Here is a 25745-nt window from a genome sequence, read left to right on the forward strand (position 1 = left end):
TCGTAGGCCAGGGTGGGGTTCGCCAAATATTGGAGTGGTTGCAAGTTTTGAGTCACTCTGTTTTTCTGGGGTCATGCCAGCAGCCATCCACACCACCGGGCTGACCCGGACCTTCCGCACCAAATCCCGCACCGTCGAGGCCGTACGCGGCATCGATCTGACCGTCGAGCAGGGCGAGATACTTGGCTTTCTCGGCCCCAACGGAGCGGGCAAGACGACGACGCTCCGGATGCTCACGACCCTGCTGCCCCCCACCTCGGGCACCGCGACCGTCGCCGGGCACGACCTGATCGCGGACCCCAGGGGCGTACGGGAGCGGATCGGCTACGTCGCACAGTCCGGCGGCGTCGACCCCACCGTGAGCGTCCGCGAGGAGCTGACGACCCAGGGCAGGCTCTACCGGCTCAGCAAGTCCGGTGCCGCCCAGCGCACCGAGGAGCTGGCCCGGGAGCTCGATCTGAGCGCGCTGCTCGACCGCCCCTGCGGCTCCCTCTCCGGGGGACAGCGGCGGCGGCTGGACATCGCCATGGCGCTCACCCACAGTCCGGCGCTGCTCTTCCTCGACGAGCCGACGACCGGCCTCGATCCCGGCAGCCGCGCCGACCTGTGGCAGCTGGTCCGGCGGCTGCGCGACGAGCGCGGCATGACGGTCTTCCTGACCACGCACTATCTGGACGAGGCCGACGCACTCGCCGACCGGCTGGTGATCGTGGACGACGGCCGGGTCGTCGCGCACGGCACCTCGGCCGAGCTCAAGCAGACCTACGCGGGTGCGGCCGACGCTGGCCTCCAGGACGCCTTCATCGCCATCACCGGACGCCGCACCCAGCGCGAGGAGGAACCGGCACCCGTCGCCGTCTGACCGCCTCACCGACCGCAGAGAGAACGGACAACCTTCCTGTGTCCCACCTGTTGACCGACACCGGCATCATCGCCGGGCGCTACATCCGGCAGACGGCGTCCTCCAAGATCGGGCTGCTGTTCGGGGCGCTTCAGCCGCTGCTCTTTCTCGTCCTCTTCGGCCCCCTCCTGGAAGACCTCCACCTGGGCGGGCGCGGTGACTCCTGGCAGACGCTGGTGCCGGGGCTCCTCGTCCAGCTCACCCTGTTCTCCTCCGCCTTCGCCGGGTTCACGATCCTGATGGAGAAACACAACGGCGTGGTCGAGCGGATGCGGGTGACCCCCGTCAGCCGGCTTGCGCTGCTGCTGGGGCGCCTGCTGCGCGACGCGCTCCAGCTGTTCGCACAGTCGCTGTTGCTCATGCTGGTCGGCGTCGCGATGGGGCTGCGCGCCCCGGTGGCGGGAGTGCTGATCGGCTTCGTCCTGGTCGGTCTGCTCGCCGCGTCGCTCGCCTCGCTGTCGTACACGCTGGCCATGCGCGTCAACTCGCCGCAGGAGTTCGCTCCTGTCATCAGCTCTCTCAACATGCCCGCCGTGCTGCTGTCCGGCATCCTGCTGCCGATGAGTTTGGCGCCCGGCTGGCTGGACGCCCTCTCTCACTTCGTGCCCTTCCGGTACGTCGTCGACGCCGTACGGGACGCTTTCGCCGGGAACTACGCGGACGGCTCCGTCCTTCTCGGCGCTGCGGTGGCTGCCGCTTTGGCTGTCGCGTCACTGAGCTTGGGCGCGGGGGTGTTCCGCAAGGTGAGTGCCTAGCGCCTTGCTGGTGTCCTGGCAACGGGGTGCCCCTGCCGGAGGCTCGCAGGCTTTGCGGGTGCGTTGTGGCCGATGGGGGCACCTCCCGGCCGGAGGCTGGGGGAGCAGGTCCCCGCGCCCCTTCGGGGGCGCCCCCCGATACGCTCGGCGCATGGTTAACCTCACGCGGATCTACACCCGGACCGGCGACAAGGGCACCACATCGCTCGGCGACATGAGCCGCACGGCCAAGACCGACTCCCGTATCGCGGCGTACGCCGACGCCAACGAGGCGAACGCCGCGATCGGGGTGGCGCTGGCCATGGGCGAGCTGGACGAGGAAATCCGCGCCGTGCTGCTGCGGGTGCAGAACGACCTGTTCGACGTAGGGGCCGACCTCTCGACGCCGGTCGTGGAGAGCCCCGAGTTCCCGCCGCTGCGGGTCGAACAGACCTACATCGACAAGCTGGAGGCCGACTGCGACCGCTTCCTGGAGGGCCTGGAGAAGCTGCGCTCCTTCATCCTTCCGGGCGGTACGCCGGGCGCGGCGCTGCTACACCAGGCGTGCACCGTGGTGCGCCGGGCCGAGCGCTCCACATGGGCGGCGCTGGAGGAGCACGGCGAGACGATGAATCCGCTGACCGCGACCTACCTCAACCGCCTCTCCGACCTGCTGTTCATCCTCGCCCGTACGGCCAACAAGGCGGTCGGCGACGTGCTGTGGGTGCCCGGGGGCGAGCGGTGAGCATCGCGGCGCGGGGGCGGGGCCGCCGGCCCGCGCTGCTGATGGACCTGGGCGGGGTGCTGGTCGAGGACATACTTCCGGCCGCCGCAGCCAAGTGGTCGGCGCGACTGGGCATCACGGAGCGGGACTTCGTCACGGCGGTCTACGCGGGCAACGACACCGAGGTGCTCGTCGGCCGGATGAGCGGCCCCGCGTGGTGGTCCGTCGTCCGCGAACGGCTCGCGCTGGACGAGGACGGCGTCGCCGAACTGCGCGAGGATCTGGCGGGCAACCCGGCGTGGGACCAGGCGCTGCTCGACGCGGTGGCCGGGTTGCGCGGCCGGGCGCGTACGGCGTTCGTCAGCAACGCCTGGCCGGACGCCCGCCCCAACCTCGCCCCGTTGCTGTCGGTCGCCGACGAGGCCGTGCTCTCCTGCGAGGTGGGCTTCGCCAAGCCTGACCCTCGCATCTACACGCACACGCTTCAGCTGCTGGGCGCCGCCGCCGAGGACTCGTTGTTCGTGGACGACGTCCCGGAGAACGTCGAGGCCGCCCGCGCCCTGGGCATGGCGGGACATCTCCATACGGACTCCGCCGGCACCCGCACCGTGCTCGAGACGTTCGCCGCCCGGCTGCCTCAGGTCGAGGAAGACTGACCGAAAACATGCGAGTACTGTGCCCCGCATGTCGATACCGGGGGCACAACCGCAACAGCCACAGCAGCCGTACTCACAGCAACCCACATCCACCGCGACGCCCGCATACCAGTTCAATCCATACGCACAACCGCAGACTCCGCCGCCCGGTCCGCCCGGGCAGCCGCCGGGCGGGCCGGGGCGCGGCGGCGGTCCGCGCTGGCTGTGGGCGCTGGGCGGCGTGGTGATCGCGTCCGTCACCTGGGCCGCGACACTGATGGCTACCGGCGCGCTGGACAAGGACGCCTCCGACTCGGCCACGGCCGACTTCCAGGGCTACCGCTTCCACCACGACATGTGCGAGACGGCGAAGCTCGCGTCGTTCCGGCAGGAGTACAAGATCGAGAAGTCCGCCTCGGACGATCCCGACGGCTACTCCTCCCGGCAGAAGGGCCTCGACGTCAGCAACTGCAGCCGCACGATGGTCGAGCACGGCGAGACGTCGAAGACGCCCCCGACCACCTATGTGTCCACCACCGTGAAGTGGCACAAGAAGACCGATCCCGCAGGCGAGTTCGCCTCCGAGCAGCGGACGTGGAAGGACCAGAAGTCCGGTACGTACCAGTACTCGGTCTCCCGCGTCGACGGCTTCGGTGACGAGGCGTACATGATCAAGGAGAAGCGCGGCGACAGCCTGGGCAGTCTCAAGCTGGAGGTGCGAGCCGGGTGGATGACGTACGAGATGAGCTGGAGCTGGTTCGGCGGCGGCATTGACGAGGATTTCGAGCCACCGTCCGAGTCAGCCGTGACCGGCTGGATGAAGAAGGACACCCGCGCCACCCTGAAGGGGCTCGAGCAGCCGGACTCCAAAGAGGCCCCCGGCCGCGACCCGGGCGCGTAGCAGGGCCCTCCTCTCCCCTTACGCGGTGATGTTCCGCTCGATCCACTCCACTCCGAAGCGCACCAGCTCCGCCGCCTCGAACAGATGGCTTTCAGCCGCCCCGACCCGGCCACGAACGCCGATGCCTGCAGCCAGCGCCTCCTGCGCGATGGCGGTGAACGGCCAGACGCCCTCCGGTACGGTCTGCCCGTAGTCGAACGCCTCGTCCTCGGTGTCGATGTCCCAGTAGCGCTGCCAGACGCGCCTGCCGTCGGAGTCCAGGACCGGGACCTCGTAGTTGAGATGACGCTTGCCGGGCGCCTGGGCCAGCGCCTCGGCGTGATGCAGGATCGTGAGCGTGTCGAGCGGGGCGCCCAGCAGCAGCACACGGCCCCCGGCGTCGACGAGCCTGCCGAGCGGTCCCCGCGCGCCGTACGGGTCGTCCCAGGGCACGTCCAGTACCAGCGCCTCGGCCTGCGCGCCGAGCGCGGCGAAGCTGTCGGGATGCCGGGTGCGCAGGGCCCCGGGCAGGCGGCGCAGGGCCTCGGGAAGGCGGCCGTTGTCGTGCGTGCCCTCGCTCAGCTCGGGGTCGTACACGGGGTGTTCGGCCCGCACGGCGTCCTGCCACGGTGCGGGCCAGTCGGTGAAGTCGTGCGGCGGCGCATCGTTCCAGCCGCTGTAGACGAGCAACGTGCCCTTCTCCCCGAGCACTTCGCGCAGTGCCGCGATGACGGTGAGGGGGCCACCAGGCACATAGCCGAGCGCGGAGAGCGCGGTGTGGAACATGACGGTGTCACCGGGCCGCAGGCCCAGCTCGGTAAGCTCCCGGACCAGTCTGCTGCGGGTGACGGGTCCGTCGGAGCGAGCCAGCAATGTGCGTTCGTCCATCCGGCGAGCGTACGAGGATCAAGGGCAGCTCGGCGTCCGGTTTTTTTCCGGACACCGGCTGCCAGTTGTTCTTGTACCCCGGCGGCCGACTACTTCCGGGCACCGGTGTCCACCGGGTCGCGCTGCACCGCGGGGCGCTCCTCCTGTCCCGGTGCCGACGAATCCGCGCCGTTCTTGGGCCGCTTGGGCCATATCGTGTAGCTCAGCGCGATGATCAGGCTGATCCCGACCACGAAGCCCATCCGGCTCTGCCACTGGCGCAGCGACTCGGTCTGCTCGGCTCCGCCGACGTACCAGATCGCGATCTGGAGCAGCCCGGCGGCGATGGCGGCGGCACCGATGGAACGGGCCGCCATCTTCCACTCGTGCACCGTGCGCGCCCTCCCGTAGCGGGGCGGCTTTGCCGGGCGCGGGCCCCTGCCGAGCAGGTGCGCGGCATGACCGTCCGCCCACTTGACCATGTAGTGCCCGTAGGTCACGGTGAAGCCGATGTACACGGCGGCCAGTCCGTGCATCCAGTCGGGCTCCGCACCGTTCCGCAGATCGATCGCGGTGACGACCAGCAGCACCACCTCCAGCAGCGGCTCGCACAGCAGCACCGCCGCGCTCGTACGGGGCATCCGCGCGAGGTAGCGCAGCGCGAGGCCCGCTGCGAGCATCACCCAGAAGCCGACCTCGCAGACGACGATCAGCGTCACGATCATGAATGAACGCCCTCCTGGCGTATGTCCCCGGCGGGGATGATGGCGAACTGCTCCCGGTCGCCCTGCCCTCCCCCATGGCGGACGCGGCGTCCGGACGCGCCCCTCCACCTTCGCGTTCCGGGACGACCCGGCGCGTCGTCGTCCGTGACGATTCAGGGCGCTGCGAACTGCATCGAAAGATGCAGTGGCGCTCCACGGACGCTCGCCCCGGCGGTGGACCCCCGGCGCTTGCCGGCCCGCGAGAATGGGGCCATGACCACCGTCCCGGCCACGACCTGGCCCCGTACGCTGCGTGGCCTGCGCCCGCACCAGGACGATGTGCTGATCGCGCTCACCGGACTCGCCTGCGGGCTGCTGCTGTGGGGGCTCGACCTCGGCAGTGATCCGCTGTGGGCCTCCGGCTCGCGCTGGCTGATGCTGATGCCGCTCGGTGTGATGTGTGTGGTCGCGCTGCTGCGGCGTTCCGGCCAGCCGTACGTGCTGTGGTTGGGCATCGCCGCCGAGGTGGCCGACGTGCTGATGGGCTCGCTGCTGGCGACGCTGGTGCTGTTCACGGACCTGCTCTACGCCGCCGTGCTGTACGGCTCCCCCCGTCTTGCCCGGGTGACGCTGCGGGCCTCGGCGGTGGTCACCGTGGTCGTCACGGTGGGGCTGCTGATCGCCTTCCAGCGGGCCGACATGCTGCTGATGGGCGCAGCCTGCGCCGGTGTGCTGCTCGTCCCCACCACCACGGGCGAGATGATCCGCAACCACCGTGACAAGGCGGCAGCCGAGCGGCTGCGGGCCGAGCAGACCGCAAGGCTCGCGGAGTTGGACCGCAAGCATGCGGTCGACGCCGAGCGTGCCCGGATGGCGCGCGAGCTGCACGACGTCGTCGCCAACCACCTCTCGGCCATCGCCATCCACTCCTCGGCCGCGCTCTCCTTCCCCGCCTCCCGCGACAGTGGCGAGGCCACCCGCGAAGCCCTGGGCGTCATCCGCGAGAACAGCGTGCAGGGACTGGCCGAAATGCGCCGCCTCATCGGGCTGCTGCGCAATGCGGGTGGCTCCGAGGCACCCGCGGCGACGCCCTCCCTCGACGGACTCGATGCTCTGCTGACCCGCGCCCAGGCGATGGCGGGCGACGGTCGTACATTCACGCTGGCGGACCACAGGCCCCGGGGCGAACCGCTGCCCACCCCCGTGGAGTTGACCGCCTACCGCATCGTCCAGGAGGCCGTCACCAACGCGCTCAAGCACGCGGGGCCCGGTAACGTCACCGTGGAACTCGACCGGGACGGCGCCCGCCCGGACACGCTCGGCATACGCGTCAGCAGTCCGCTGGACGGCGCTCCGGCCGACGACGGTGCCCCGCGCGCGCCCGGCGCCGGCGCGGGGCTCGTCGGGATGCGGGAGCGGGTGGAGCTGCTGGAGGGCGAGCTGGCGGCGGGGCCTGCGACCGGTACGGGTGGCGAGCCGGTCTGGCTGATTCACGCGGTGCTGCCCGCACCGCACGAGACGGACGCGGTCATCGCCGGGAACGGTGCGCCGCGCCGATCGGTGCCGAGCGCCGATCCGAGCCAAGGGAGACAGAGCCGTGACAGCTGACCGGACCGTCCGGGTGCTGGTCGCCGAGGATCAGCAGGCCGTACGCGCGGGGCTGGTACTCATCCTCCGCAACGCCCCGGGCATCACCGTGGCCGGCGAGGCGGGAGACGGTGAGGAGGCGGTACGGCTCGCCCGCGAACTCGCCCCCGACGTGGTGCTGATGGACATCCAGATGCCCCGCCTGGACGGCGTCACCGCCACCCGCCGCATCACCGCGGAACGCCTCGCCGACGTGCTCGTGCTGACGACGTTCGACCACGACGAGTACGTCTTCGGCGCGCTCCGCGCGGGCGCCGCCGGCTTTCTACTCAAGGACAGCGAGGCGGCGGCGGTGGTGGACGCGGTACGTACGGTCGCACGCGGCGAGGGCATGATCGCGCCCGGCGTGACGCGGCGGCTGATCGCCGAGTTCGCGGGCGCGCGCCCGGTCCCGGTCGGGGACCCGCCACCCGGGCTGGACGCACTGACGCGGCGCGAGCGGGAGGTGCTGGGGTGCCTCGGTGAGGGGCTCTCCAACGCGGACATCGCCCGCCGCCTCACCATGGCGGAGGCCACCGTCAAGACCCACGTCAGCCGACTGCTCGCCAAACTGGACCTGCGCAGCCGCACCCAGGCCGCCGTACTCGCCCAGGAGTTGGGGATCACCGCACCGTAATCCCCTCGCGCCCCTTCGGAGTCCCTCAGGCCACGTTGACGCGCTGCCCGGGTGGTGCCGCCTCCAGCCAGGCGAGGAAGCCCGTGAGGGCGTCCTCGCTCAGGGCGAGCTCGACGCGTGTGTGTTCCGGGCCCACCGCACACGCCAGCACCACAGCGTCGGAGAGCAGCGCCTGCTCCTCCTCGCCGAGCGGGGAGCGCCGCTCCAGAACGTCAATGGCCCCGCGCACCAGATGGCGGCGGGGCCTGGGGGCATAGGAGAAGACGCGGAACCATTCGATGCGGTCACCGTTGTAGCGGGCGATGCCGTACGCCCAGCCTTTCCCTTTGGGGTCGGTGGCCTCGGAGTCGGTGACCGCCCACCGCAGATTGCAGTCGAACGTTCCGCCTGACCGCTGGATGAGCCGTCGGCGTACCCCGAAGGCGAAAAGCCCCGCCATCACCAGCAGGACGACCACGCCGCACAGCAGCAGAGCGAGGACCATCTTCACCGACCTCCTCGCTCTCTCCGGGACCTGCCGCGGGGCAAGTCTCTCAAACCCTGCTGTATGGCTTCAGCCGCGGACGGACCCGGATAATTCCGGGACCACCCGCGGCTGAGGGTCGTCGTGCGCCAGGCGTGACGCGACAAACGTCAGCGTGCGGCTGTCACCGCTCGCAGCCGGACGTCGGCGCGCTTCTCGGCGTCCTCGTCGGCCTTGGACTTTGCCTCCTCCAGCGCGCGCTCCGCCCGCTCGACATCGATCTCGTCGGTCAGCTCCGCGATCTCGGCGAGCAGCGAGAGCTGGTTGTCGGCGAAGGAGATGAACCCGCCGTGCACCGCGGCGACGACGGTGCCGCCGCCGCTCTCGCCGGTCGTACGGATGGTGACCGGGCCGGACTCCAGCACGCCGAGCAGCGGCTGGTGGCCGGGCATGACACCGATATCACCCGAGGAGGTGCGCGCGACGACCAGGCTGGCCTCGCCGGACCAGACCTTGCGGTCGGCGGCGACCAACTCGACGTGCAGCTCAGCCACTGTGGCTCCTCAGACTGGGATGGGGAAAGGATAAGGGGTGCGGCGGGGGCGCGTGCACTCGCACCCTGCCCCCGCCACGAAGTCCGGTGTCAGGAGACGCCGAGCTCCTTCGCCTTGGCCTTGAGGTCGTCAAGGCCACCGCACATGAAGAACGCCTGCTCGGGGAAGTGGTCGTACTCGCCGTCGGCGATCGCGTTGAAGGCCGCGATCGACTCGTCCAGCGGCACGTCCGATCCGTCGAGACCGGTGAACTGCTTCGCCGCGTGGGTGTTCTGCGACAGGAAGCGCTCGATGCGGCGGGCGCGGGACACCGTGAGCTTGTCCTCCTCGGACAGCTCGTCGATGCCGAGGATGGAGATGATGTCCTGGAGGTCCTTGTACTTCTGCAGGATCCCCTTGACGCGCTCGGCGCAGTCGTAGTGCTCCTGCGAGACGAACCGCGGGTCCAGGATCCGGGACGTCGAGTCCAGCGGGTCCACCGCCGGGTAGATGCCCTTCTCCGAGATCGGACGCGAGAGCACCGTGGTGGCGTCCAGGTGCGCGAAGGTCGTCGCCGGGGCCGGGTCGGTGAGGTCGTCCGCGGGCACGTAGATCGCCTGCATCGAGGTGATGGAGTGACCGCGGGTCGAGGTGATGCGCTCCTGGAGCACACCCATCTCGTCCGCCAGGTTCGGCTGGTAGCCCACAGCGGAGGGCATCCGGCCCAGCAGGGTGGAGACCTCGGAACCGGCCTGGGTGAAGCGGAAGATGTTGTCGATGAAGAACAGCACGTCCTGCTTCTGCACATCGCGGAAGTACTCCGCCATGGTCAGACCGGCCAGCGCGACCCGGAGACGCGTCCCCGGGGGCTCGTCCATCTGGCCGTAGACCAGCGCGGTCTGCGGGAGCACGCCCGACTCTTCCATCTCCGCGATGAGGTCGTTGCCCTCACGCGTACGCTCGCCGACGCCGGCGAACACGGAAACGCCCTCGTGCAGCTTGGCCACACGCATGATCATTTCCTGGATGAGCACGGTCTTGCCGACGCCCGCGCCGCCGAACAGGCCGATCTTGCCGCCCTTGACGTACGGGGTCAGCAGGTCGACGACCTTCAGACCGGTCTCGAACATCTCGGTCTTGGACTCGAGCTGGTCGAAGGCGGGGGCCTTGCGGTGGATGGACCACCGCTCGGTCACCTCGGACTCGGCCTCCGGCTCGTTCAGGATCTTGCCGAGGGTGTTGAAGACCCGGCCCTTGGTGACGTCACCGACGGGCACGGTGATGCCCGCACCGGTGTCGGTCACCGGGGCCTGGCGGACCAGGCCGTCGGTGGGCTGCATGGAGATGGCGCGGACCAGCCCCTCGCCGAGGTGCTGGGCGACCTCCAGGGTCAGCGTCTTCTTCTTGCCCTCTTCGGCCGGGTCGAGGACCTCGACCGTCAGGGCCTGGTAAATGTCCGGCATGGCGTCGACGGGGAACTCCACGTCGACGACCGGGCCGATGACCCGGGCGACGCGGCCCGTCGCAGCGGCCGTCTCAACTGTGGTGGTCATGGTTAGCGGTCACTCCCCGCGTTAGCGTCAGCCAGCGCGCTCGCCCCACCGACGATCTCGCTGATTTCCTGGGTGATGTCGGCCTGGCGGGCCGCGTTGGCAAGCCGCGTCAGCGACTTGATGAGGTCTTCGGCGTTGTCGGTCGCGGACTTCATCGCCCGGCGGGTGGCGGCGTGCTTGGAGGCCGCCGCCTGGAGCAGGGCGTTGTAGACGCGCGACTCGACGTACCGCGGCAGCAGCGCGTCCAGTACGTCCTCGGCCGAGGGCTCGAAGTCGTACAGCGGCAGGACTCCTTTGCCGCCGCCCGCCTCCGGAGCCTTGCCGCCCTCGTCGAGGGCGAGCGGCAGCATCCGGGCGTCCACCGCGGTCTGCGTCATCATCGAGATGAACTCGGTGTAGACGATGTGCAGTTCGTCCACGCCGCCCTCGGCGGTCTCCGCCTGCACCGCCTCGATCAGCGGGGCGGCCACGGCCTTCGCGTCGGCGTAGGTCGGGCTGTCGGTGAAGCCGGTGAACGACTCCTTGACGGGACGGTTGCGGAAGCCGTAGTAGGCCACACCCTTGGAGCCGACGATGTAGCTGACGATCTCCTTGCCCTCGGCGGCCAGCCGTGCGTTCAGCACCTCGGCCGCCTTGATGGCGTTGGAGTTGTAGCCGCCCGCCAGCCCGCGGTCGCTCGTGATGAGCAGCACCGCGGCCCGCTTCGGCTGCTCCGCCTCGGTCAGCAGCGGGTGCCTGGCGTCGGAGCCCTGCGCGACGGCGGTGACCGCGCGGGTCAGCTCCTTCGCGTACGGCTCGGAGGCGGCCACCCTGCGCTGCGCCTTGATGATGCGCGAGGCGGCGATCATCTCCATCGCCCGGGTGATCTTCTTGGTCGCGGAGACGGACTTGATCCGCCTCTTGTAGACCCTGAGCTGGGCACCCATGCTCAGCCCTCGCCCAGCAGCTTGCCGTCCGAGGTCTCGAACTGCGTCTTGAACTTGTCGACCGCGTCGCTCAGCGCCTGGACCGTGTCGTCCGACATCTTGCCGCCCTCGCGGATGCCGGTCATCAGGGCCTGCTCATCGCGGTGCATGTAGTCCAGCAGCTCGCGCTCGAAGCGCCGGATGTCCTCGACGGGTACGTCGTCCATCTTGCCGTTGGTGCCGGACCAGATGGAGACGACCTGGTCCTCGGTGGCGAACGGCTGGTACTGCGGCTGCTTGAGCAGCTCGACCATGCGCTTACCGCGCTCCAGCGCCCCCTTGGAGGCGTCGTCCAGGTCGGAACCGAAGGCGGCGAACGCCTCCAGCTCGCGGTACTGGGCCAAGTCGACCCGGAGCGAACCGGTGACCTGACGGATGGCACGGTGCTGGGCCGAGCCACCGACACGGGAGACCGAGATACCGACGTTCAGCGCCGGGCGCTGGCCCGCGTTGAACAGGTCGGACTCCAGGAAGCACTGCCCGTCGGTGATGGAGATGACGTTGGTCGGAATGAACGCCGAGACGTCGTTGGCCTTCGTCTCGACGATCGGCAGACCGGTCATCGAGCCCTTGCCCATGTCGTCGGAGAGCTTGGCGCAGCGCTCCAGCAGCCGGGAGTGCAGGTAGAAGACGTCGCCCGGGTACGCCTCACGGCCCGGCGGGCGGCGCAGCAGCAGGGAGACGGCACGGTAGGCGTCGGCCTGCTTGGACAGGTCGTCGAAGACGACCAGCACGTGCTTGCCCTGGTACATCCAGTGCTGGCCGATGGCCGAGCCGGTGTAGGGGGCGATGTACTTGAAGCCCGCCGGGTCGGAGGCCGGGGCCGCGACGATCGTCGTGTACTCCAGCGCACCGGCCTCTTCCAGCGCGCCGCGCACGGACGCGATGGTGGAGCCCTTCTGGCCGATGGCGACGTAGATGCAGCGGACCTGCTTGTCCGGGTCGCCCGAGCGCCAGTTGTCACGCTGGTTGATGATCGTGTCGACGCACAGCGCGGTCTTGCCGGTCTGGCGGTCACCGATGACGAGCTGGCGCTGGCCGCGGCCGATCGGGGTCATGGTGTCGACGGCCTTGTAGCCGGTCTCCATGGGCTCGTGCACGGACTTGCGCTGCATGACCGTGGGAGCCTGGAGCTCCAGGGCGCGGCGGCCCTCCGCCTCGATCTCGCCGAGACCGTCAACCGGGGCACCCAGCGGGTCGACGACGCGGCCGAGGTAGCCGTCGCCGACCGCGACCGACAGGACCTCGCCGGTCCGCTGCACCGACTGGCCCTCTTCGATGCCGCTGAACTCACCGAGGACGACCGCACCGATCTCGCGCTCCTCGAGGTTGAGGGCGAGGCCGAGGGTGCCGTCCTCGAACTTCAGCAGCTCGTTCGCCATGGCCGAGGGCAGCCCCTCGACCTTCGCGATGCCATCGCTGGCAGCGCTGACCGTACCGACCTCTTCGCGCGAGGCCGCGTCCGGCGTGTACGACTGGACAAAGGTCTCCAGCGCGTCCCGGATCTCATCCGGCCGGATCGTGAGCTCCGCCATCTGGGTTCCCTGCTCTCCTTGTTGGGCCCGTAAGTTCCTTCGGGCTCCGGGGGGTGTGAAATTCCCCCGACTCCCTTGTACGGCCCAACTCGGGCCGCTTTCGTGCTTGTTGAGTTGGTTGGCGCTCGGCGCCGGGTACTGCGTCAGCCGGCCATCCGCCGCTGGGCCTCGTCCAGCCGGTCGGCGATCGAGCCGTTGATGACCTCGTCGCCCACCCGCACCGTGATCCCGCCGAGGACCTCCGGGTCCACGTCCAGGTTCAGGTGCACCTTGCGGCCGTACAGCTTGGCCAGCGCCGCGCCCAGGCGACGCTTCTGCTCGTCGCTCAGCGGCACCGCGGAGGTCACGACGGCGACCGAGCGGTTACGGCGCTCGGCAGCCAGCCGGGACAGGGCTTCGAGCCCACTGTCCAGGCTACGTCCTCGCGGCTGAGTGACCAGCCGCGTCACCAGACGCTCGGTGGCCGGCCTGACCCGGCCCCCCAGCAGCTGGCGCACCAGGGCGCGCTTCGCCTCGGACCCGGCCGTACGGCTGGCGAGCGCCGCACGCAGGTCCGGCGCCGAGGCCGCGGTCCGGCCGAAGCGGAACAGTTCGTCCTCGACGTCGTCCAGCGAGCCGTCCCGCTCGGCGGCCACCAGGTCGGCGAGGTCCGCCAGCACCTCGATGGCGTCGACCAGGTCACGCGGCGCGGACCAGCGGGAGCGGACCATGCCGGAGACCAGGTCGGTGGCCGGGCCGCTGAGCTGACCGCCGAGCACCCGCTGTACCAGCGATGCCTTGGCCTCGCCGTCCTGCGCCGGGTCGGTGAGGACCCGGCGCAGCGAGACCTCGCGCTCCAGCAGCGCGGTGACGGCGGCGAGCTCGTCGGCGAGGCTCGCCGCGTCGACCGACGTGGAGTCGCTCAGCGCGGTCAGGCTCTCGCGCGCGGCGGCAAGCGCCTGGCGGCTCGCACCGTTCATCGGGCGGCTCCGCTGGCGTCGGCCTCGGCAGCCTCTTCGAGCCCGTCGAGGAAGCGGTCGATGACGCGGCTCTGCCGGGCGTGGTCATCGAGGGACTCGCCGACGAGCTTGCCGGCCAGGTCGGTGGCGAGCTTGCCCACGTCCTGGCGGAGCGTGTGCGCGGCCTGCTTGCGATCGGCCTCGATCTGGGCGTGGCCGGCGGCGATGATCTCCTCACGCTGCCGCTGGCCCTCGGCGCGCATCTCGGCGATGAGCGCGGCGCCCTGTTCCTGGGCCTCGGCACGCAGCCGGGCGGCCTCGTGGCGGGCCTCGGAGAGCTGCTCCTTGTACTGCTGGAGTACCTCGGCGGCCTCCTGCTGGAGCTCATCAGCCTTCTCGATGCCGCCCTCAATGGCTTCACGACGCTCATCCAGCACCTTGTTGATGCTCGGAAGGAGCTTCTTCCAGAGGAAGAAGAAGACGATGGCGAATGCGATCAGGCCGATGACCAGCTCTGGGATCGGCGGAACGAGCGGGTTCTGCGGAACCTCGGTCTCCGCCATGTTTACCAGGGCGTTCACGTCAGTGCCTTCCGTCGGAAATGGGTTCGTTCGCTCGGCACGTCAGGAGCGGAAGATGAAGCCCATGACGATGCCGATGAGGGCCAGCGCCTCACAGAAGGCGAAGCCGAGGATCTGGTTCTGGCGGATCAGACCGGCGGCCTCGGGCTGGCGGGCCAGCGCCTGGGTGCCGTTACCGAAAACGATGCCGACGCCGATGCCGGGGCCGATGGCCGCGAGGCCGTAGCCGACGGAACCGAGGTTGCCGGTAACACCCTTGGCCTCAGCCGCGAGGTTGACCATTTCAAGGGCAGCGGACATGCCGTTACTTCCTTCTCTGTACGGACCGGCGGGGGTTGGCCGCCGGACAGCTGGGGGTGTGCGGTGGAGGGGCTTGCTCAGTGTTCCTCGGCGAGCGCGCCCTGGATGTAGGTGCAGGTCAGAAGGACGAAGACGTACGCCTGGATGACCTGGATGAACAGCTCGAAGGCGACCATCACGACCGCCATCACGAAGGAGACGGCCGAGTAGGCGATCCCGATGCCGTTGAGCATGTACCAGGTCGCGATGGTGAAGAGCACCAGCAGCATGTGCCCGGCGAACATGTTCGCGAAGAGCCGGACGGCGTGCGTGAAGGGGCGCACCAGCACGTTCGAGAAGAACTCGATGACCATGACCAGCAGCCGAACCGCACCGGGGAGCGACGGGTCGTAGCCCGTGAAGTTCTTGAACGCGCCGACGAAGCCGTGCCGCTTGAAGGTCAGCGGGACCCAGATGAGATAGACGAGCACCGCGAGGCCGAGCGGGATCGCGAAGATCGAGGTCACCGGGAACTGTGCGAGCGGGATGACCGACCACAGGTTCATCACCCACACGAAGAAGAAGAGCGCCACCACCAGGGGGACGTACTTCTCGCCTTCCTTCTTGCCGATCGTCTCGTAGACCACGCCGCGGCGGATGAAGTCGTAGCCGGCCTCACCGATCATCTGGAGTTTTCCGGGAACGACCTTGGGCTTGGCGAAGGCGGCCCAGAAGAACCCCACGATGGCGATCGTGCCCACGAGGGCGAGCAGGATCGGCTTGTTGAAGTCGAATCCGCCGACGCTGAACATCGGCTCGAAGACGAACGAGTGGAGCCCTGGAGCCTCGAAGCCGCAGCCACTGAAAAGGTGGCAGTCGGTCTCAAAGGCGAGCATCTGGTCAGCACTCACCGCGGGCTCCTTCTGCATGGCGCATGAAAACGGCTACCTCGTTGTGTCGGCGCGGCGTGCGGCCACGGAACGGCACTGGTCTTGGTCTTACGAATCGGGGGCGGCGGCGGATCAGGGGGCGAGAGTGTCCGTTCCGTCCCGTGGAATCCGGAAGTGGAGGGAACTCCGCCGACCCCGTCTGCTGCGCCGCAGTTGGCAACGGACGATAGCAGTTGCTCGAACGAGCGCTTATCCCGCCCCTACGTGGCACTGGCCTTCTCGCCGGAGCCGGAGGAGGGTTCGACGTACATGATCTTCGCCTTCAGGTGCGCCCTGCCCTGTGCCGCGACCCACACGATGGTGCCGCCGAGCAGTGTGAACGCGAAGGTCTTGGTGTCGAAAAGGGTCGTATCCCGGAAGACCACCAGCACAACGAACAGCAACAGAATCTGTGTCGTATACAGCAGTAGGCCCATCGCCTGAAAGAGGTGCGGAAAGGAGCGCGCTGTCCGCTGGAGGACGTAAAGGCCGAGACCCATGAAAAGGATCACGACGAGGGCTCCGGCCGCGGCTCCGACCGCGCCCTTACCTCCTGCGAACACGGCGCTGATCACTGCGGCCACGACACCGGCTACGGCGGTCGGGACGGCGCAGTGCAGGAGCATGCGTGCGTCGTTCGACTGCATGTGGTGGCTCCGGGGAAATCGGGGAACGTGGGTCGTCGATGACGAGCGTAGCCCGGCGTGGAGGACGGACCTCCTGACAGAAGGGCCCGCGAGAGTGCGGTACTTCGGCTGGCCACCGGGTTTCGTGAACGGTATCACAAACTATTTGATGAGGTCTTTACCTACTTGGTGTGCCCCCTGTCACACGCAGGTGTGACAGTACGCGCCTCCTGGTGACGGCAGCCGCTATGTCTGCTATTGGGCCTTTGCCGGGGTATCGGGCCGCTCAGTCATGGGTGTTGATCTTCTTCGGCCGGGTGAACTGCCGACGTTCCCCGATGGCTGTTGCACCGTTCAGTCCGGCCATCACAGGCTCGCGCTCCGCCTCTTCGACCGTCTCCCCCGCGAGAGCCGGGTCCTCGCCGGGCCCCGGCGGAGTCGGGGCGACCTCGGCGACCGCCGGCTCTTCCGCGGAGCGCCGGTACCGCGGCGGCAGCGCGCGCTGCGCCCAGGCGGGCACCCGCGGCGTGTAGCGCGGCATCAGCAGCACCACCAGGCCCACGGCGCTCAGCAGCACGATCGCCAGCACGATGGCCAGGCTGGAGGAGCGCACCGAGAAGGCCACGGCGCCGAAAGCGATCAACGCGGCCCAGAAGTACATGATCAGCACCGCGCGGCTGTGCGAGTGCCCGATCTCCAGCAGCCGGTGGTGCAGATGACCCCGGTCGGCCGCGAACGGCGAGCGCCCGTTCCAGGTGCGCCGCACGATCGCCATGACGAGGTCGGCGACCGGGATGGCGATGATGCTCAGCGGCAGCAGGAGCGGCATGTACAGGGGAACCATCGTGTGGACCGCAGACTTCACCGAACCGGTGTGCTCGACCATCAAGTCCGGGTCGACCTGGCCGGTGACGGAGACCGCGCCCGCCGCCAGCACGAGCCCGATCAGCATGGAGCCCGAGTCACCCATGAAGATCCGCGCCGGGTGCATGTTGTGCGGCAGGAAGCCCAGGCACATGCCCATCAGCACAGCGGCGAAGAGCGTGGCCGGAGCCGCGGCCTCGATGCCGTAGCCGTACCAGATGCGGTAGGCGTGCATGAAGAACGCCACCCCGGCGATGCACACCATGCCCGCCGCGAGGCCGTCCAGCCCGTCCACGAAGTTCACCGCGTTGATGGTGATGACCACCAGCGCGACGGTCAGCAGCGTGCCCTGGAACGGGGTGAGCGCGACATTTCCCACACCTGGCACCGGAAGCCAGAGGATCGTCAGTCCCTGGAGCACCATCACACCGGCGGCGATCATCTGGCCGCCCAGCTTCACCAGCGCGTCGACGCCCCACTTGTCGTCCAGCACGCCGATCAGCCAGATCAGACCGGCGCCCGAGAGCAGCGCGCGGGGTTCGTCGGAAAGGGTGAACAGCTCGCCGATGTTGGTCAGTTGCGAGGCCACCAGCAGCCCGGCGCACAGCCCGCCGAACATCGCGATGCCGCCGAGCCGCGGCGTCGGCTCCCGGTGCACGTCGCGCGCCCGCACGGGCGGCATCGCGCCCGCCGCGATGGCGAACTTCCGCACCGGCCCGGTCAGCAGATAGGTGACCGCAGCCGTGACGCACAGCGTCAGCAGATATTCACGCACGGGCTCCCCAAAAGTCTCGCGGGCTGCTCAGGCCCACACCATAGGACAACGCCACCCGACGGACCCCCGGACGGGACGCGCTCTCAGCCCCGCCACCCCGTGCACCCCCGGGGTACGGGGGGTGGCCTCCCGGAAGACAGCAGTACGCACGGGCTCCCCAAAAGTCTCGCGGGCTGCTCACAGACCTCGCATGCGGGCTGCTCAGGCCCACACCATAAGACACGCTCACTCCTGCCTGCCGGTTCTCGGTGGTGCTTCTACGTGTGCGCGGGAACACCCGTCAAGGCGGTGACCACCGGGTCCAGCGCTCTGCTGATCTCCTCGCCGACACTGCGGAAGTACGGGATCGGTGCCCCGTACGGGTCGTAGATCTCGTCCGCCTCCGGGCTGGGCGCCAGCAGCCAGCCGCGCAGTGCGGCTGCCGCCTGGACCAGTGCGTGCGCGCGCTCCACCACGCCCTCGGGGCTGCCTGCGGCCGGCAGGGTCGCGGGGTCTATGGCCCGCACCAGCCGGGTGAACTCCTTGAGCGTGAAGGTGCGCAGACCCGCGGAGTGGCCCATGGAGATCACCTGGGCCCGGTGGTCGCGGGTGGCCGTCAGCACCAGATCGGCCCGGATCACATGCTCGTCGAGCAGCTCCCGGCCGGTGAACCCCGAGGCGTCCGCGCCGTGTTCGAGCAGCACGGCCAACGCGTTCTCCTCCATGGGCGCGCCCTCGTGGCCCCATGTCCCCGCGCTCTCGACCACGAGGCCGCCCATGCGGCGCTCCCCCAGCCGTTCGGCCAGGGCATGCCGGGTGAGCCGCTCGGTGATCGGTGAGCGGCACACGTTGCCTGTGGAGACGTGGAGGATACGGAACGCGCCGTCGGCGCCGCTTATGCCGCCGGCCTCGGCCGGCCCACGCCCGGGTGGGGCGGTCACTACGGGGCCACCTCCAGGCCCGGTACGACCTTGCGGAGCTCGTCGGCGTCGATGGCACCCGCGCGCAGCAGGACGGGCACCGAGCCGGTGACGTCCACGATGGACGAGGGCACGTTATCCTGCGTGGGTCCGCCGTCCAGATAGACGGCGACCGACTCACCCAGCATCTCCTGGGCCGCGTCACAGTCCATCGGCGCCGGGTGCCCGGTCAGGTTCGCCGAGGAGACGGCCATCGGGCCGAACTCGTTCAGCAGCTCGATGGCGACCGGGTGCAGCGGCATCCGAACCGCCACCGTGCCATGCGTCTCCCCCAGGTCCCAGGTCAGCGACGGCTGGTGCCGCGCCACCAGAGTGAGCGCTCCGGGCCAGAAGGCGTCGACCAGCTCCCAGGCGGTCTCGGAGAAGTCCGTGACCAGGCCGTGCAGCGTGTTCGGGGAGCCCACCAGCACCGGCGAGGGCATACCGCGCCCGCGGCCCTTGGCCTCCAGCAGATCACCGACCGCATCGGCGCTGAAGGCGTCGGCGCCGACGCCGTAGACGGTGTCCGTCGGCAGCACGACGAGTTCTCCGCGCCTGACGGCCGAGGCGGCCTCGCGCAGACCCGTCGCCCGGTCGGTCGCGTCGGAGCAGTCGTATCGCCGTGCCATTACGGCACCTCCCTGCGTGCGGTGGCAAAACGGGGCCGGTTGTTGAGGTCGGGGTGGTCCGCGGCGTCAGCCCAGCCACGGTCCTCGGTGAAGATCCAGGGCACCTGCCCGCCCTGGGTGTCGGCGTGCTCGATGACCACGACGCCGCCCGGACGCAGCAGCCGGTGGGCGGTGCGCTCCAGGCCGCGGATGACGTCCAGGCCGTCCTCGCCGGAGAACAGCGCGATCTGCGGATCGTGATCGCGGGCCTCCGGCGCCACATGCTCCCACTCGGTGAGCGGAATGTAGGGCGGATTGGAGATCACGAGGTCCACCTGGCCGTCGAGCTCGCTCAGCGCGGTACGCGCGTCCCCCTGGTGCAGCGTCACCCGGGAGCCCTCGACGTTCTTGCGCGCCCACACCAGGGCCGACTCGTCCAGCTCCACGGCGTGCACCCGGGAGCGGGGCACCTCCTGGGCGAGGGCCAGCGCGATGGCCCCGGAACCGGTGCACAGGTCCACGATCAGCGGCTCGGCCACGTCCATGGCCCGTACCGCGTCTATCGCCCAGCCGACCACGGACTCGGTCTCCGGCCGGGGTACGAAGACCCCCGCTCCGACGTGCAGCTCCAGATAGCGGAAGAAGGCGCGCCCGGTGATGTGCTGAAGCGGTTCACGGGCCTCGCGGCGGGCCACCGCCTCCCAGTAGCGCGCGTCGAAGTCGGCGTCGGCGACGCGGTGCAGCTCCCCCCGTCCGACGCCGTGCACCCAGGCGGCCAGCTCCTCGGCGTCGAAGCGCGGCGAGGGCACGCCGGCGTCGGCCAGCCGTTGTGTGGCCTGCGCCACCTCGGCGAGCAGCACGTTCACTCCGTCCCCCTCCCGGGTGTCACTGAGCGGCGGCCAGCTTGGCCGCGGAATCCGCGTCCACGCACGCCTGGATCACGGGGTCGAGCTCGCCGTCCAGTACCTGGTCCAGGTTGTAGGCCTTGAAGCCGACACGGTGGTCCGAGATGCGGTTCTCCGGGAAGTTGTAGGTGCGCACCCGCTCCGACCTGTCGACCGTACGGACCTGGCTGCGGCGGGCGTCCGACGCCTCCTTCTCGGCCTCCTCCTGCGCCGCGGCCAGCAGCCGGGCACGCAGGATGCGCAGGGCCTGCTCCTTGTTCTGGAGCTGGCTCTTCTCGTTCTGGCAGGAGACGACGATGCCGGTCGGCTCGTGGGTGATGCGCACGGCCGAGTCGGTGGTGTTCACCGACTGCCCGCCGGGCCCGGAGGAGCGGTAGACATCGATACGCAGATCGTTCGGGTTGACCTCCACATCCACGTCCTCGGCCTCCGGCAGCACCAGGACACCGGCGGCCGAGGTGTGGATACGGCCCTGCGACTCGGTGGCGGGCACCCGCTGTACGCGGTGCACCCCGCCCTCGTACTTCAGGCGCGCCCACACGCCCTGTCCCGGCTCGGTCGAGCCCTTGGACTTCACCGCGACCTGGACGTCCTTGTAGCCGCCCAGATCGGACTCGTTGGACTCGATCAGCTCGGTCTTCCAGCCGTTGCGCTCGGCGTAGCGCAGATACATCCGCAGCAGATCGCCGGCGAACAGTGCGGACTCGTCGCCGCCCTCGCCCGCCTTGATCTCCAGGATGACGTCCTTGTCGTCGCTGGGGTCGCGCGGGACCAGCAGCAGTCGCAGCCGCTCGGTCAGCTCCTCGCGGCGCCGCTCCAGCTCCTTGACCTCGTCGGCGAAGTCCGGGTCCTCCGTGGCCAGTTCCCGCGCGGTGCCGATGTCGTCCCCGGTCCGCTTCCAGTCGCTGTAGGCGGTGATGATCGGGGTGAGTTCGGCGTAGCGCTTGTTGAGCCGGCGGGCACCCGCCTGGTCGGCATGGATCGCCGGATCGGCGAGCCGCCGCTCCAGGTCGGCGTGCTCGCCGACGAGTTCCTCGACCGCCTCGAACATCGTGGCCATCCCTTACTGATGAGTGGGGGCGCCGCCACGCCGGGAGGGGCGGGCGGGTACCGGGGCGCTGAGCACCAAAAGAGCGCCGGGCCGCGCTGCCCGGCAGGGGGCAGCCGCGGACCGGCGCTGTGGTGTCGCTACTTCTTGGCGCTGCCGGCGCTCTTGCCGAAGCGAGCCTCGAAGCGGGCCACGCGGCCACCGGTGTCGAGGATCTTCTGCTTGCCGGTGTAGAACGGGTGGCAGGCCGAGCAGATGTCGGCGCGGATCATGCCTTCCGGCATGGTGCTACGCGTGGTGAACGAGTTGCCACAGGTGCAGCTCACCTGGGTCTCGCGGTACTCGGGGTGGATGTCGCGCTTCAAGGTCACTCCTAGGTTCGGGAGGGCACCGGGTCGGGATACGGGTTGTTTCCCGTGAACCGGGGCCGACGGTCCAGTTTGCCACTGGTTCCCGCACCCCCCAAAACCGGGGGGACGCGCCCGGTATTCCCCACGGCCGGTGTCCGCCCCGTACCGCCTGCGAGCGCCGTCAGCGACCGGCCTGCTTCTCCGCCCGGGGCGCCGCCTGGGCCTTGTCGCGCACCACATCGCCTATGTCGGTCTTGTCCCCCGCCGAGCCCTTGGTGGCGGACTTCGGCACCGGCTTGTCGTGCTTGATCGCAGACCAGACCTTCTCGGTCTTGGAGTCGATCTGCACGACGCGGTTCGGGTCCTGGGGGTCGTACTGGACCGGCAGCGTCGTCATCTGGATGTCGTCGGACTTGATGCCCTTGAGCATCTTCGCCATGCCGGTCAGCTTGCCGACCGAGTCCAGGTCGGAGTCGGTGGTGATCGCCGAGGTCGCGGTGTCGGCGAGGTCGTAGAGCTTCTTGGGGCTGCTGAAGACGCCGACGCTGTTGACCTGGTCGATGAGCGCCTTGAGGAACGCCTGCTGGAGCTGGATACGGCCCAGGTCGCTGCCGTCGCCCACGCCGTGCCGGGTACGGACCAGGCCCAGGGACTGCTCGCCGTTCAGGCGGTGGGTGCCCGCCTTGAGGTTCAGGTGGCTGTCCTTGTCCTTGATCGCCTTGTGGGTGGTCATCTCGACGCCACCGAGAGTGTTGATCAGCCGCTGGAAGCCCGCGAAGTCGACCTCGAGGTAGTGGTCCATCCGGACCCCGGAGAGGGATTCCACGGTCTTGACGGCGCATGCGGGGCCGCCGACCTTGTAGGCGGAGTTGAACATCGCCTGCTGGGCCGGCACGGTCCTGCCGTCCGCCGACCCGTCGCCCTCGCAGCTCGGCCGCTGCACGATGGTGTCCCGGGGTATCGAGACGACGCTGGCCTTGTCGTGCTTCTCGTTGATGTGCAGCACCATCGCGGTGTCCGAGCGGGCGCCGCCCTCGTCCTTGCCGTACTTCGCGTTCGCCCCGGCGCGGCTGTCCGAGCCGAGCACGAGTATGTCCATCGAGCCGTTCGGTACGTCCTGCGGCCGGTCGGTGCCCAGCGCCGCGTTGATGTCGACGCCGGATATGTTGCCGTCCAGCTTGAAGTAGACGAAGCCGAGACTTGTCCCGCCGAGCACGACCGCCCCCGCGACGGTCCAGGCTGCGGCCCGCACGGCACGCCGGCGTCCGCTGAGCGGCTTGCGACGACGGCCGGAGGCACGTATGCCCCCGGAGCGGCGTGCTGCCGCCGTGTCGCCCTCGTAGCTGTCGCCCGCCATGGTCACTTCCCTCAGTCCTGCCTCGTGGCGCCGTTGTCCTGCCTGGACGTCGTCCGATGGAGACGTTGTCCTGTGTGGACGCTGCGTCTCGCCCGAAGGGTTGCACAACAGGTCACCGCACGCGCCAGGAGCGCGTTACGTGACAGCGACGCACGGACCGGGCCGCAACGCGGCACTGCTCCCGTTTTACCTGCGACGACGTACCCTCGCCTGCCGAGCCCACACCGGTTACCGGCGGGGAGGGGTTGTGGGCAAGCTCTCAGCAGCCAAAACAGACCGCGAGGGCCGCCCCACCGTGTGTGGTGGAGCGGCCCTCGCGTCATCCGTCCGGGCGAAGGCCCGGGCCCGCGGGCCTCAGTCCCCGTTGCCGGGCGTCGGGGTGTTCTTCTGGATCTGGAGCAGGAACTCCGCGTTGGACTTCGTCTGCTTCATCTTGTCCAGCAGCAGCTCGATGGCCTGCTGCTGGTCCAGGGCGTGCAGCACGCGCCGCAGCTTCCAGACGATCTGGAGCTCCTCGGGCGCCATGAGGATCTCTTCCTTACGGGTGCCGGACGCGTCCACGTCCACCGCGGGGAAGATCCGCTTCTCGGCGAGCTTCCGGTCGAGCTTGAGCTCCATGTTGCCGGTGCCCTTGAACTCCTCGAAGATGACCTCCTCCATCCGGGAGCCGGTCTCCACCAGCGCCGCGGCGAGGATCGTCAGGGAACCGCCGTCCTCGATGTTCCGCGCGGCACCGAAGAACTTCTTCGGCGGGTACAGCGCCGTCGAGTCGACACCACCGGAGAGGATGCGGCCCGAGGCCGGCGCCGCCAGGTTGTAGGCGCGGGCGAGCCGGGTGATGTTGTCCAGCAGGATCACCACGTCGTGCCCCAGCTCCACCAGCCGCTTCGCCCGCTCGATGGCCAGCTCGGCGATGGTGGTGTGGTCCTCGGCAGGGCGGTCGAAGGTCGAGGAGATGACCTCGCCCTTCACCGACCGCTGCATGTCGGTGACCTCTTCCGGACGCTCGTCGACGAGGACGACCATCAGGTGGCACTCGGGGTTGTTCCGCGTGATCGAGTTCGCGATCGACTGGAGCACCGTGGTCTTGCCCGCCTTCGGCGGGGCCACGATCAGACCGCGCTGTCCCTTGCCGACCGGCGAGACCAGGTCGATGATCCGCGAGGTCAGCTGGTTCGGCTCGGTCTCCAGCCGCAGTCGGTCCTGCGGGTAGAGCGGGGTGAGCTTGTTGAACTCGGAACGGCCCTTGCCGTCGTCGGGCGTCATGCCGTTGACCGAGTCCAGGCGGACCAGCGCGTTGAACTTCTCGCGCCGCTCGCCCTCCCGCGGCTGGCGCACCGCGCCGGTGACGTGGTCTCCCTTGCGCAGGCCGTTCTTGCGGACCTGGGCCAGCGAGACGTACACGTCGTTCGGCCCCGGCAGGTAGCCGGAGGTGCGTACGAACGCGTAGTTGTCGAGGATGTCGAGGATGCCCGCGACGGGGATCAGGACGTCGTCCTCGGAGATCTGCGGCTCGAATTCCTCCCGGCCGCCGCGCCGGCCCCGGCGGTCGCGGTAGCGGCCACGCCGCCCGCGACGGCCGCCGCCCTCGTCGTCGAAGCCTTCGTCCCGGCGACCGCCGCCGCCGGCCTGGCTCTGCTGCTGGCCGCCACCGCCGCCGCCGTCGCTCTTGCCACGGCTGCGGTCGCGGTCACGGTCACGGTCACGGTCGCGCTGGCGCTCGCGCTTCGAGGGACGGTCCTGCTGCTGCTTGCCCTCGCCGGAGGGGCCGCCGCCCTTGCCGTCCTTCTCGGCGCGCTCGGACTTGCCCTCCTGCGCGGCCTGCTTGCCGCCCTCGGCACCGGACTTGGCGTCCGTACGGCCCTCGGCGGTGTCTGCTGCGGCCTCGGCCTTGGTACGGCGGGCACGGCCGCCGCCCTCCTGGGCCGCCTTGGCGTCACCCTCGGTCTGGCCGGGGATGTCGATCTGCTGCTGGCTGCCCTGCGCCTCCTGCTGCGCGGCCTCGGACTCGCCGGTCCGGGCCCGGGAGGTGGCGCGGCGCTTCGGCTTCGCCTCCTCGGCGCCCTCGCCGCCGGACTTGGCGTCCTCGGCGGCCTTGGCGCTCTTGCTCTGCTTGGTCTCGGCTGCCTTGGTCTCGGCTGCCTTGGCGCCCTTGCCCGAAGTGGCGGACGCGGGCTGTGAACTGCCGCCCGCCTGGCGCTCCTTGATGACCTCGATCAGCTGGCTCTTGCGCATCCGAGCGGTGCCCCTGATGCCGAGGCTGGAGGCGACCTGCTGGAGCTCGGCCAGAACCATGCCCTCGAGCCCCGTGCCGGAGCGCCGACGCCTGGGTGCGGCACCGGAGGCAGGCGTGGCGGATGCGTCCGTAGCGGCGGGCGCCGCGGCACCGTCGGCTGCGGTATCGGCGTTCACGCCCATCAGATCGGTGGTGTCGCTCACGAAGGGTCCTTCCCTGGAGCGGACGTCGGCCTGTCTGGCTCGGCGACCGGTTGTGCTGTCCGGCTGGGGTCCTGTGTTCGCGGACCTGGCCGGGGCGGTGGTCCCGCCTGGATGTACGGCGGGGAGATCAGTACGTGGGTTCGGCGTGAAGCCTCGACATGGATGTCCTTCACGTCGGCTCCGGAGCGTGTTCGCCCCTACCCGGCAACAGTCCGAGCAGTGTGGGAGGCTCCTGGGAGAAGAGGTGGTCCCTGCTGGCGCTGCCAGGGGAACACACAAGCACCGCACTCTTCGAACCATCGCACTTTCCTGCGCGGGGCCCAAGTGACTGCGAGTGCAGACTTGAGGTTA

General features: G+C 69.6%; 27 protein-coding genes. 7 read left to right on the top strand and 20 right to left on the bottom strand.

Annotated elements, in window-relative coordinates; all coding sequences use genetic code 11:
* The first annotated feature begins 73 nt into the window (after nt 1-73).
* The 5 genes from ACTWQF_RS01460 (at nt 74) to ACTWQF_RS01480 (ending at nt 3895) form a co-directional block, all read left to right on the top strand.
* The gene (locus ACTWQF_RS01460; RefSeq protein WP_443276287.1) at nt 74-862 is read left to right on the top strand and encodes an ABC transporter ATP-binding protein; all 789 of its coding nucleotides are present in this window, start codon (nt 74-76) and stop codon (nt 860-862) included.
* A 38-nt stretch (nt 863-900) separates the two neighbouring features.
* Entirely contained in the window at nt 901-1656 is a 756-nt protein-coding gene (locus ACTWQF_RS01465; protein ID WP_443276289.1) for an ABC transporter permease, read from the top strand.
* Nucleotides 1657-1807: 151 nt separating this feature from the next.
* Nucleotides 1808-2380 (top strand): cob(I)yrinic acid a,c-diamide adenosyltransferase, encoded by a 573-nt coding sequence (locus ACTWQF_RS01470; RefSeq protein ID WP_443276291.1) that lies wholly within the window; start codon nt 1808-1810, stop codon nt 2378-2380.
* A complete protein-coding gene (locus tag ACTWQF_RS01475; RefSeq protein WP_443276293.1) occupies nt 2377-3015 on the top strand; it encodes an HAD family hydrolase in 639 nt (212 codons plus the stop codon). The genes ACTWQF_RS01470 and ACTWQF_RS01475 overlap by 4 nt, the downstream gene beginning before the upstream one ends.
* Nucleotides 3016-3043: 28 nt before the next feature.
* Complete coding sequence (locus ACTWQF_RS01480) at nt 3044-3895, top strand: hypothetical protein (protein WP_443276295.1); 852 nt, start codon at nt 3044-3046, stop codon at nt 3893-3895.
* Nucleotides 3896-3913: 18 nt separating this feature from the next.
* Here the strand turns inward: ACTWQF_RS01480 and aac(3) are convergent, their stop codons facing one another.
* Complete coding sequence (gene aac(3) / locus ACTWQF_RS01485) at nt 3914-4762, bottom strand: aminoglycoside 3-N-acetyltransferase (protein WP_443276297.1); 849 nt, start codon at nt 4760-4762, stop codon at nt 3914-3916.
* 89 nt (nt 4763-4851) lie between these two features.
* Nucleotides 4852-5466, bottom strand: coding sequence for a hypothetical protein (locus tag ACTWQF_RS01490; protein WP_443276300.1), 615 nt, complete (start codon nt 5464-5466; stop codon nt 4852-4854).
* Between the two features lie 252 nt (nt 5467-5718).
* Between ACTWQF_RS01490 and ACTWQF_RS01495 the strand changes: the two genes are divergently transcribed.
* Entirely contained in the window at nt 5719-7053 is a 1335-nt protein-coding gene (locus ACTWQF_RS01495) for a sensor histidine kinase (protein ID WP_443276302.1), read from the top strand.
* Nucleotides 7043-7708 (top strand): response regulator, encoded by a 666-nt coding sequence (locus ACTWQF_RS01500; protein WP_443276304.1) that lies wholly within the window; start codon nt 7043-7045, stop codon nt 7706-7708. The genes ACTWQF_RS01495 and ACTWQF_RS01500 overlap by 11 nt, the downstream gene beginning before the upstream one ends.
* Nucleotides 7709-7733: 25 nt before the next feature.
* Here ACTWQF_RS01500 and ACTWQF_RS01505 read toward each other — a convergent pair whose 3' ends face one another.
* The 18 genes from ACTWQF_RS01505 to rho form a co-directional block, all read right to left on the bottom strand.
* On the bottom strand, nt 7734-8192 hold the full coding sequence (locus ACTWQF_RS01505; RefSeq protein WP_443276305.1) for a DUF2550 domain-containing protein: 459 nt from the start codon (nt 8190-8192) through the stop codon (nt 7734-7736).
* Between the two features lie 149 nt (nt 8193-8341).
* The gene (locus tag ACTWQF_RS01510) at nt 8342-8725 is read right to left on the bottom strand and encodes a F0F1 ATP synthase subunit epsilon (RefSeq protein ID WP_443276307.1); all 384 of its coding nucleotides are present in this window, start codon (nt 8723-8725) and stop codon (nt 8342-8344) included.
* Between the two features lie 89 nt (nt 8726-8814).
* Nucleotides 8815-10257 carry a F0F1 ATP synthase subunit beta gene (gene atpD / locus ACTWQF_RS01515; protein WP_443276308.1) on the bottom strand — a complete coding sequence of 481 codons (1443 nt, stop codon included), beginning with the start codon at nt 10255-10257 and terminating at the stop codon, nt 8815-8817.
* 2 nt (nt 10258-10259) lie between these two features.
* Nucleotides 10260-11183, bottom strand: a complete 924-nt coding sequence (locus tag ACTWQF_RS01520; RefSeq protein ID WP_443276310.1) for a F0F1 ATP synthase subunit gamma — start codon at nt 11181-11183, stop codon at nt 10260-10262.
* Between the two features lie 2 nt (nt 11184-11185).
* On the bottom strand, nt 11186-12757 hold the full coding sequence (gene atpA, locus ACTWQF_RS01525; RefSeq protein ID WP_443276312.1) for a F0F1 ATP synthase subunit alpha: 1572 nt from the start codon (nt 12755-12757) through the stop codon (nt 11186-11188).
* A gap of 143 nt (nt 12758-12900) precedes the next feature.
* Entirely contained in the window at nt 12901-13716 is an 816-nt protein-coding gene (locus ACTWQF_RS01530; RefSeq protein ID WP_443276314.1) for a F0F1 ATP synthase subunit delta, read from the bottom strand.
* Entirely contained in the window at nt 13713-14258 is a 546-nt protein-coding gene (locus ACTWQF_RS01535; protein ID WP_443277522.1) for a F0F1 ATP synthase subunit B, read from the bottom strand. The genes ACTWQF_RS01530 and ACTWQF_RS01535 overlap by 4 nt, the downstream gene beginning before the upstream one ends.
* Nucleotides 14259-14318: 60 nt before the next feature.
* Nucleotides 14319-14576, bottom strand: coding sequence for an ATP synthase F0 subunit C (gene atpE / locus ACTWQF_RS01540; protein WP_016469811.1), 258 nt, complete (start codon nt 14574-14576; stop codon nt 14319-14321).
* A 77-nt stretch (nt 14577-14653) separates the two neighbouring features.
* A complete protein-coding gene (atpB, locus tag ACTWQF_RS01545) occupies nt 14654-15484 on the bottom strand; it encodes a F0F1 ATP synthase subunit A (RefSeq protein WP_443276316.1) in 831 nt (276 codons plus the stop codon).
* A 221-nt stretch (nt 15485-15705) separates the two neighbouring features.
* Nucleotides 15706-16131, bottom strand: coding sequence for a hypothetical protein (locus tag ACTWQF_RS01550; protein WP_443245123.1), 426 nt, complete (start codon nt 16129-16131; stop codon nt 15706-15708).
* Nucleotides 16132-16396: 265 nt separating this feature from the next.
* Nucleotides 16397-17749: an MraY family glycosyltransferase gene (locus tag ACTWQF_RS01555; protein WP_443276318.1), complete on the bottom strand. Its 1353-nt coding sequence runs from the start codon at nt 17747-17749 to the stop codon at nt 16397-16399.
* A gap of 257 nt (nt 17750-18006) precedes the next feature.
* Complete coding sequence (locus tag ACTWQF_RS01560; protein WP_443276319.1) at nt 18007-18669, bottom strand: arsenate reductase/protein-tyrosine-phosphatase family protein; 663 nt, start codon at nt 18667-18669, stop codon at nt 18007-18009.
* Nucleotides 18669-19316: an L-threonylcarbamoyladenylate synthase gene (locus tag ACTWQF_RS01565; protein WP_433099491.1), complete on the bottom strand. Its 648-nt coding sequence runs from the start codon at nt 19314-19316 to the stop codon at nt 18669-18671. The genes ACTWQF_RS01560 and ACTWQF_RS01565 overlap by 1 nt, the downstream gene beginning before the upstream one ends.
* On the bottom strand, nt 19316-20161 hold the full coding sequence (gene prmC, locus ACTWQF_RS01570) for a peptide chain release factor N(5)-glutamine methyltransferase (protein WP_443276321.1): 846 nt from the start codon (nt 20159-20161) through the stop codon (nt 19316-19318). The genes ACTWQF_RS01565 and prmC overlap by 1 nt, the downstream gene beginning before the upstream one ends.
* Before the next feature lie 19 nt (nt 20162-20180).
* Nucleotides 20181-21251 (bottom strand): peptide chain release factor 1, encoded by a 1071-nt coding sequence (gene prfA, locus ACTWQF_RS01575; protein WP_443277524.1) that lies wholly within the window; start codon nt 21249-21251, stop codon nt 20181-20183.
* Between the two features lie 137 nt (nt 21252-21388).
* The gene (gene rpmE / locus ACTWQF_RS01580) at nt 21389-21613 is read right to left on the bottom strand and encodes a 50S ribosomal protein L31 (RefSeq protein WP_443245127.1); all 225 of its coding nucleotides are present in this window, start codon (nt 21611-21613) and stop codon (nt 21389-21391) included.
* Nucleotides 21614-21779: 166 nt separating this feature from the next.
* Entirely contained in the window at nt 21780-22955 is a 1176-nt protein-coding gene (locus ACTWQF_RS01585; RefSeq protein WP_443276323.1) for an LCP family protein, read from the bottom strand.
* Between the two features lie 354 nt (nt 22956-23309).
* The gene (gene rho, locus ACTWQF_RS01590) at nt 23310-25394 is read right to left on the bottom strand and encodes a transcription termination factor Rho (protein WP_443276325.1); all 2085 of its coding nucleotides are present in this window, start codon (nt 25392-25394) and stop codon (nt 23310-23312) included.
* Nucleotides 25395-25745 lie beyond the last annotated feature (351 nt).

It is taken from the genome of Streptomyces sp. 8N114 (assembly GCF_052245835.1).
In the GTDB taxonomy this organism is placed as follows: Bacteria; Actinomycetota; Actinomycetes; order Streptomycetales; family Streptomycetaceae; genus Streptomyces.

Coding starts and splice junctions, on each gene's coding strand:
- ACTWQF_RS01505 (WP_443276305.1), bottom strand. CDS start 8,192: ATGGTCCTCGCTCTGCTGCTGTGCGGCGTGGTCGTCCTGCTGGTGATG.
- atpA (WP_443276312.1), bottom strand. CDS start 12,757: ATGGCGGAGCTCACGATCCGGCCGGATGAGATCCGGGACGCGCTGGAG.
- atpE (WP_016469811.1), bottom strand. CDS start 14,576: ATGTCCGCTGCCCTTGAAATGGTCAACCTCGCGGCTGAGGCCAAGGGT.
- ACTWQF_RS01470 (WP_443276291.1), top strand. CDS start 1,808: ATGGTTAACCTCACGCGGATCTACACCCGGACCGGCGACAAGGGCACC.
- ACTWQF_RS01535 (WP_443277522.1), bottom strand. CDS start 14,258: ATGGCGGAGACCGAGGTTCCGCAGAACCCGCTCGTTCCGCCGATCCCA.
- ACTWQF_RS01490 (WP_443276300.1), bottom strand. CDS start 5,466: ATGATCGTGACGCTGATCGTCGTCTGCGAGGTCGGCTTCTGGGTGATG.
- ACTWQF_RS01480 (WP_443276295.1), top strand. CDS start 3,044: ATGTCGATACCGGGGGCACAACCGCAACAGCCACAGCAGCCGTACTCA.
- atpB (WP_443276316.1), bottom strand. CDS start 15,484: ATGCAGAAGGAGCCCGCGGTGAGTGCTGACCAGATGCTCGCCTTTGAG.
- ACTWQF_RS01530 (WP_443276314.1), bottom strand. CDS start 13,716: ATGAACGGTGCGAGCCGCCAGGCGCTTGCCGCCGCGCGCGAGAGCCTG.
- ACTWQF_RS01565 (WP_433099491.1), bottom strand. CDS start 19,316: ATGGCACGGCGATACGACTGCTCCGACGCGACCGACCGGGCGACGGGT.
- ACTWQF_RS01520 (WP_443276310.1), bottom strand. CDS start 11,183: ATGGGTGCCCAGCTCAGGGTCTACAAGAGGCGGATCAAGTCCGTCTCC.
- ACTWQF_RS01495 (WP_443276302.1), top strand. CDS start 5,719: ATGACCACCGTCCCGGCCACGACCTGGCCCCGTACGCTGCGTGGCCTG.
- ACTWQF_RS01585 (WP_443276323.1), bottom strand. CDS start 22,955: ATGGCGGGCGACAGCTACGAGGGCGACACGGCGGCAGCACGCCGCTCC.
- ACTWQF_RS01460 (WP_443276287.1), top strand. CDS start 74: ATGCCAGCAGCCATCCACACCACCGGGCTGACCCGGACCTTCCGCACC.
- ACTWQF_RS01550 (WP_443245123.1), bottom strand. CDS start 16,131: ATGCAGTCGAACGACGCACGCATGCTCCTGCACTGCGCCGTCCCGACC.
- atpD (WP_443276308.1), bottom strand. CDS start 10,257: ATGACCACCACAGTTGAGACGGCCGCTGCGACGGGCCGCGTCGCCCGG.
- prfA (WP_443277524.1), bottom strand. CDS start 21,251: ATGTTCGAGGCGGTCGAGGAACTCGTCGGCGAGCACGCCGACCTGGAG.